The following is a 2,668-nucleotide window of genomic DNA, read 5'->3' as shown; positions in this document are numbered from 1 at the left end:
CTCTCCTGGCCTATGGACTTGTGGATAAGCCATTCTGAGAGTAAGGTGAATGAACTAACAAACCGGGAATAGCTCTTATTTTTCCTGAATTTTGTTCCAGATCCCCGGACCTAGCTAAAAGAGGCCATAATTAGTCTCCCAGCAACCAGGCTCCTTACAATACATATTAAAAGCCAATAAATCTAAATTATTCTTATCCTTTACACATAAAGCCTCTACATTTGTAGCTAATGACTCATAGAAGAGCTTAGTACTACCGTTCTTCCTATAGAAATAAGTTATGGTTTGACGAAAATTAGCCTCTAATTCAATTACTGTATTGATATTTACCACATTGTTTTTTCACTTCCAAAGATTTGGAAAAAGCAACATGGGAGATTATAAAAATAATTAACAAGCACACTCGATAATTTTTTATAAATTTCATTAATTACCCTTAATGTTCCTGCGATGAGCAACAAAAAGATTGTTCATATTCAAATCAAATGGGCAGCTCATAGCCTAGTAGCTCAGCAGCTTTCTTATGATTCTCAGCTTCTGATTCTCTTAGCTTATTGACTATATATCGGTCCAAATGCTTACCTTTATAGTGCGCAAAAGAGGGCGGCTTATATTCTAGGAGCAGCTTTTTCGTCAGGGGATCAAAGACGCCATAAACTCCGTCATCAGAACAGACACTACCAGAGCAAGCCTCTTCCCATACTAATAACTTTTGGCCATCTTTAGCTGTTAAACAGGTAATACCCATGCGATCCCCCGTAGGCCCATAAAATATCTTTTCTTCCTTATTGAGTTGATAAGAAAGCGTATATTCTGATGCAGCAACCATAATCTTTTTAATTTTAATCGAAAATACTTCACCCCCGCATGTTCCTTTAACCATCTCAGACCTTGCTGTTGGGGAAATGCTCAAAGTAATAAGCAATAGGCAAAGAATCATTAGCAATTTTTTATAATAAAATTTATTAAAATACATTTTTAGTTCCTCTTGTATTTTGTAAGCATTAAGTTTTGTTTTAGCGCTAAGTCATCATGATGATATTTATAGAAATAAAGTTAAGCCCTACCGCAGCACTTCCCGGCCGCTGCAGCATCAGAATTAAAATCCGAGCTTTTTGACTATTAATTTTAAAAATAGGATGACTAGAAGGCATTTTATAGCAAACACCAGTTATTAATCTGAACAACAAAAATTATTTATAAGCCGCTCGGGAGGTGCATAGCCTAATATTTGGGTTGCCTCTGCCACATTTTTTTCCTCATGATTAAAACGCCTTACCTCATAAGCCCCTTTAAGATCGTCCGCAAATTCATCCATGCCTTCTTCATCTTCTGCAGTAAAAGGTTTTTTTCCTAATAAAAATGCACGAGTATGAGGATCAATTATTCGGTACTCCCCAGTTTCAGAGCAAGCACTCCCCCCACATCGTTCTTGTAACAATAAATATTTTTTATTATCAATAGAGTCAACACAAGCAACGTCTAAAAGCTCCTTTTCGGGTATATAAAATTGTTTTTCTTTCTGACCTACAAGGTAGAACATTTTATAGCCTTCATTAAAGTCTTTCTTCACTACAAAAGTAGTGTTTCCACATTTTCCTTTATAGGTATTTAAGGCATTAAATTGCGTGATACAACAAAAATTATCTTTATCAGAATCGGGAATAAATCCTAAAATACTAATTAATTGTTCCATATTATTTTCAGTTTTATATGGCTCTAGTAAGAATTTTCCCTGCGCAGGATCAAAGAGGCCATAATTAGTCTCCGAGCAACCAGACTCATTACAAAGTATATTAAATGCCAATAAATCTAAATTATTTTTATCCTTTACACATAAAGCCTCTACATCTGTACCTAAGGACTCATAAAATAGCTGCCTAATACCCTCTTTGGTATAATAAAGCTCTATTCTTGCATAATAATCAGAATCCAATTCGATAGTGTATTGATATTTACCACATTGTTTTTGCACTTCCAAAGATTTTGAAAAAGCGACATGGGAGAATATAAAAATAATTAACTAGCACACTCGATAATTTTTTATAAATTTCATTAATTAACCCTTAATTTTCCTGAGATGAGCAACAAAACGATTGTTCATAGTCAAATAAAATGGGTGGCTCATAGCCTAGTAGCTCAGCAGCTTTCTTATGATTCTCAGCTTCTGATTCTCTTAGCTTATTGACTATATATCGGTCCAAATGCTTACCTTTATAGTGCTCAAAAGAGGGCGGCTTATATTCTAGGAGCAGCTTTTTCGTCAGGGGATCAAAGACGCCATAAACTCCGTCATCAGAACACACAGTCCCTGAACAAGCCTCTTCCCATACTAATAACTTTTGGCCATCTTTAGCTGTTAAACAGGCAATACTCATGAAATCCCCCGCAGGCCCATAAAATATTTTTTCTTCCTTATTGAGCTGATAAGAAAGCGTATATTCTGATGCAGCAACCATAATCTTTTTAATTTTAATCGAAAATACTTCACCCCCGCATGTTCCTTTAACTATCTTGGCCGTTGCGATCAGTGGAAATGCGAAGAGGATAAACTTAGCTAGGTCCGGGGATCTGGAACAAAATTCAGGAAAAATAAGAGCTATTCCCGGTTTGTTAGTTCATTCACCTTACTCTCAGAATGGCTTATCCACAAGTCCATAGGCCAGGA

The 2,668-nt window shown here is 35.9% G+C and carries 4 protein-coding genes; 1 reads left to right on the top strand and 3 read right to left on the bottom strand.

The annotated features are described in order from the left end of the window. Window positions 1–481 precede the first annotated feature (481 nt). The 3 genes from ELY15_RS15065 to ELY15_RS15055 form a co-directional block, all read right to left on the bottom strand. On the bottom strand, window positions 482–883 hold the full coding sequence (locus ELY15_RS15065; protein ID WP_127101465.1) for a hypothetical protein: 402 nt from the start codon (window positions 881–883) through the stop codon (window positions 482–484). 291 nt (window positions 884–1,174) lie between these two features. Next, on the bottom strand, window positions 1,175–1,975 hold the full coding sequence (locus ELY15_RS15060; protein WP_127101463.1) for a hypothetical protein: 801 nt from the start codon (window positions 1,973–1,975) through the stop codon (window positions 1,175–1,177). 91 nt (window positions 1,976–2,066) lie between these two features. Then, a complete protein-coding gene (locus tag ELY15_RS15055) occupies window positions 2,067–2,459 on the bottom strand; it encodes a hypothetical protein (RefSeq protein ID WP_127101461.1) in 393 nt (130 codons plus the stop codon). Between the two features lie 55 nt (window positions 2,460–2,514). On the opposite strand from ELY15_RS15055, the gene ELY15_RS16300 reads away from it, so the two are divergent. Beyond that, window positions 2,515–2,661: a hypothetical protein gene (locus ELY15_RS16300; RefSeq protein ID WP_158617516.1), complete on the top strand. Its 147-nt coding sequence runs from the start codon at window positions 2,515–2,517 to the stop codon at window positions 2,659–2,661. Window positions 2,662–2,668 lie beyond the last annotated feature (7 nt).

It is taken from the genome of Legionella sp. km772, from assembly GCF_003989735.1.
Lineage (GTDB): Bacteria > Pseudomonadota > Gammaproteobacteria > Legionellales > Legionellaceae > Legionella.
This window is presented reverse-complemented; position numbering and strand designations above follow the sequence as displayed.

Excerpts from the sequence above, each read along its gene's own strand:
- ELY15_RS15055 (WP_127101461.1), bottom strand. The coding sequence starts at position 2,459 with ATGGTTGCTGCATCAGAATATACGCTTTCTTATCAGCTCAATAAGGAA.
- ELY15_RS15065 (WP_127101465.1), bottom strand. The coding sequence starts at position 883 with ATGGTTAAAGGAACATGCGGGGGTGAAGTATTTTCGATTAAAATTAAA.